The organism is Phytohabitans kaempferiae, assembly GCF_042433955.1.
In the GTDB taxonomy this organism is placed as follows: domain Bacteria; phylum Actinomycetota; class Actinomycetes; order Mycobacteriales; family Micromonosporaceae; genus Phytohabitans; species Phytohabitans kaempferiae.
The window spans coordinates 1-4,034 of sequence record NZ_JBHLUH010000057.1; the positions used below are offsets into that span (position 1 = coordinate 1).

Genomic DNA, 4,034 nt, shown 5'->3' on the forward strand with positions numbered 1-4,034 from the left:
GAGCGCTCACAGTACGCTTCCGGGCATGAGAACGCGGAGCGAACGCACCCCCATGCCCACCCCCACCAGCGCGCCGTGCCCGCCCGCGGCGGAGCGAGGACGGCCGTGAGCGACCGCCCCTGGTACGAGTCCTTCGCCCCGCCGCCCGCCCTGCCCGCACGCGCCTGGCTCGACACCGACGCCCCGCGGCTGTCGCTCGACGGGCTGTGGCGCTTCCGGTACGCGGGCCGTGCCGACGGACCCCTCGACTTCATCCGGCCGGCCTTCGACGACACCGGCTGGGAGCGCCTGCCCGTGCCGTCGCACTGGCAGTTGCACGGGTACGGCGCGCCGGCGTACACCAACATCAGCTACCCATTCCCGCTCGACCCGCCGCGCGTGCCCGACGAGAATCCGACCGGCGACCACCGGCACGCGTTCCGCCTCCCCGAGGGCTGGCCGCCGGGCGGGCGCGCGGTGCTCCGCCTCGCCGGCGCCGACTCGGCCGCCCGCGTGTGGCTCAACGGCGTCGAGGTGGGCTGGACCAGCGGCAGCCGGCTGACCAGCGAGTTCGACGTCACGGAGGCGCTGCGCCCGGGCGGTGACAACGTCGTCGCGGTGCGGGTCGTGCAGTGGAGTGCCGGCAGCTACCTCGAAGACCAGGACATGTGGTGGCTCTCCGGCCTCTTCCGCGGCGTCGACCTCCTCGCCCGCCCGGCCGGGGGCGTCGCCGACGTGGAGGTGCGCGCCGACTACGACCACCACACCGGCGCGGGCACACTCACCGTCACCGCCGCGACGGGGCAGGCCCCGGCCCGGGTACGCGTGCCGGAGCTCGGCGTCGACGTCGCCGCCGGCGAGACGGTGCGCCTGCCGCGCGTGGAGCCCTGGTCGGCCGAGCGCCCCCGGCTCTACGACGCGACGGTCAGCACCGGCGCCGAGACGGTGACCCTGCGGATCGGCTTCCGCACGGTGCGGGTCGTCGACGGCGTACTCACCGCCAACGGGCGGCGCCTGCTCTTCCGCGGCGTCAACCGGCACGAGTTCCACCCCGACCGGGGCCGCGCGGTCACCGAGGAGGACATGCGCGAAGACGTGCTGCTGATGAAACAGCACAACATCAACGCGGTACGCACCAGCCACTATCCGCCGCACCCCCGCTTCCTCGACCTCTGCGACGAGTACGGGCTGTGGGTCGTCGACGAGTGCGACCTGGAGACGCACGGCTACGGGACGGTCGACTGGCGCGGCAACCCCGCCGACGACCCGAGGTGGCGGGACGCGCTGGTCGACCGGATGCGGCGCACGGTAGAGCGGGACAAGAACCATCCGAGCGTGGTGCTCTGGTCGCTGGGCAACGAGAGCGGCAGCGGGCGCAACCTCGCCGCGATGGCCGGCTGGACCCGGCGGCGCGACCCCAGCCGCCCGCTGCTCTACGAGCGCGACTGGACCTGCCGCGACGTCGACGTCTACTCCCGCATGTACCTCCCCGTCGCCGAAGTGGAGGCGATCGGCCGAGGCGAGGAGGCGCCGCTCGACGACCCCGCGTTGGACGCCCGCCGCCGCGCGATGCCGTTCATCCACGTGGAGTACGCGCACGCGATGGGCAACGGCCCCGGCGGGCTCGCCGAGTACCAGCGGCTGTACGAGCGGTATCCGCGCCTCCATGGCGGCTTCGTGTGGGAGTGGATCGACCACGGCATCCGCGCGCGTACCGACGACGGGCGCGAGTTCTTCGCCTACGGCGGCGACTTCGGCGAGGAGGTCCACGACGGCAACTTCGTCGCGGACGGGCTGCTCTTCCCCGACCGTACGTCCTCGCCCGGCCTGCTCGACGTGAAGAAGGTCTTCGAGCCGGTGCAGATCGCCGGCTCCGGTGACGGCGTCGCCATCGCCAACCGGTACCTCGACAGTGGACTGTCGCATCTGGACTTCCGGTGGACCCTGGAGGACGACGGGGAGGTGGTGGCCCGGGGCACGCTGGCGGTCGGCGACGTACCGGCGGGGGAGAGCACGGTGGTGCGGCTGCCCTCCCTCCCGGCGACCACCGGCGAGGCGTACGTGACGGTGTGCGCGGTGCTCGCGGCCGACGAGCCCTGGGCCAAGGCCGGCCACGAAGTGGCGTCGACGCAGCTGGAGGTGCGGCAGCCCGCCACGCCGAGGGCGGTCACGACCTCTCCGGCTCCCGTGCCGCCCCGGCCGGAGGGCGGCCAGCTCCATGCCGGACCGGCCGTGCTCGACGGGCGGACCGGGCGCCTCGTGCGGCTCGGCCCGTGGGAGGTCGACGGCCCGCGCCTCCAGGTCTGGCGCGCGCCCACCGACAACGACCGCGCGCCGCACGGCGAGGCCCTCGAACCGGTCTGGCGCGGCGCCGGCCTCGACCGCCTCACACACCGCGTGGACGAGGTCGCCGTCACCGGTACCGGCGTGGTCGTGCGTACCCGCGTCGCGCCGGCGGCGGTCGACGGTGCCCTGCTGGCCACCTACGCCTGGACCGCGCTGGCCGGCGACCGGCTGCGGCTGGTGGTGGACATCGGCGTGGAGGGGCACGTGCCGGGCCCGCTGCCGATGCTCGGCGTCGTGCTCGGCCTCCCCGGCGAGCTGGACCAGGTGGAGTGGTTCGGGCGGGGGCCCGGCGAGGCGTACCCGGACACCGGCCTCGCCACGCGTGTCGGCCGGTGGTTCCGGACGGTGGGCGAGTTGCAGACGCCCTACCTCTTTCCGCAGGAGAACGGGCGCCGCGCCGGTGTGCGCTGGGCGAGTGTCACGGCCGGGCGGGGCGGCGGCGTGCGGGTCGAGGGGCGGGCGCCCTTCGGGCTGACGGTGCGGCCGTGGACCGCCGAGGCGCTGGACCGGGCCGCGCACCCCACCGACCTGGTCGCCGACGGCCACACCTGGCTCACGCTCGACGCCGGCCACAACGGCATCGGCTCGGCCTCGTGCGGGCCGGGCGTGCTGCCGGGCTATCTGCTGCCGGCGGCACCGGCCCGGCTGGAGCTGGAGCTGCGAGTGCTGTGAACGCGACACGCCCCGGACCGCGGTGCGCCGGACCACGCGGCGCACCGCACCGTGGCGCCCCGGTCAGCGGCTCAGGCGGCGGGCAGCGCCACGCCGGTGAGGGCGGCGCACCGCTCCACCAGCGCGTCCTGCGTGGCGGGGTCGTACGCCTGCTCGTTGAGGCGCACCACGCGCCGCTCGTGGAAGAACGTGCCGGTGACGGTCGCCTCGGGATCGTCCGACGTGGCCAGCCACACGGGCGTGTCGGCGCCGGCCGCCACGTCGAGCGGTGCCACGTCGCCGCTCATCTTGGTGCGGATCCACCCCGGATGTACGGCGTTGCAGAGCACGGCCGGGTAGCGGCGGGCGGCGGCGAACGCGATCGCGGTCATGGCGAGCTTCGAGCCGGCGTACGCGGAGTCGGACGTCCAATTCGCCTCGTGCTGGAGGTCGTCGAGGTCGATGCGGCCGCGCCTGATCGAGTTGGAGCTGACGTAGACGAGGCGGGAGGGGAGCGGCAGGAGGGCGGTGAGCAGGTACGCGGAGAGGGCGTTGACCTGGAACGTCCGCTCCAGCCCGTCACCGGTCACCGGCCGCTCGCCCTCCGGCGGGAGCCAGCCGGCGTTGTGCACCACGACGTCGAACGGTGGGCGCGCGCTCAGGTCGGCCGCCATCGCCCGGGTGGAGGCGAGTGATGCCAGATCGCCGACCACGACATCGTCGGCGCCGGCCGCGCGCAGCCGCGCCGCCTTCGCCTCGTCGCGGGCGTGGCGGACCACCGCGTGCCCCCGCGACTCCAGCTCCGCGGCGATCCCCGCCCCGATCCCGTCCGACGATCCGGTCACCAGAAACCTGCTCACCCGACACCTCCTCACAAGATCCAACCATCCCGGCACCGGGCCGCGACATCCACGTGCGAGGTCCCGGCCTCCCGCGTGAGGGCCAGCCGCCCCGGAGGCCGGGATCGGCGACATGGCCGTGACCGCTCACAGCGGCGCGCCGCACGCGCGGCGGTCGCCTCCTGAGCGTTGTCCAGCCGTGAGAACGTAGCGGAAACA

General features: G+C 74.7%; 2 protein-coding genes. One reads left to right on the top strand and one right to left on the bottom strand.

The genetic code is table 11. From position 1 onward, the window contains the following. The first annotated feature begins 105 nt into the window (after window positions 1-105). Complete coding sequence (locus ACFFIA_RS26720; RefSeq protein WP_377255319.1) at window positions 106-2,997, top strand: glycoside hydrolase family 2 TIM barrel-domain containing protein; 2,892 nt, start codon at window positions 106-108, stop codon at window positions 2,995-2,997. A 71-nt stretch (window positions 2,998-3,068) separates the two neighbouring features. Here ACFFIA_RS26720 and ACFFIA_RS26725 read toward each other — a convergent pair whose 3' ends face one another. Beyond that, window positions 3,069-3,836, bottom strand: a complete 768-nt coding sequence (locus tag ACFFIA_RS26725) for an SDR family oxidoreductase (RefSeq protein ID WP_377255321.1) — start codon at window positions 3,834-3,836, stop codon at window positions 3,069-3,071. Window positions 3,837-4,034: the final 198 nt, after the last annotated feature.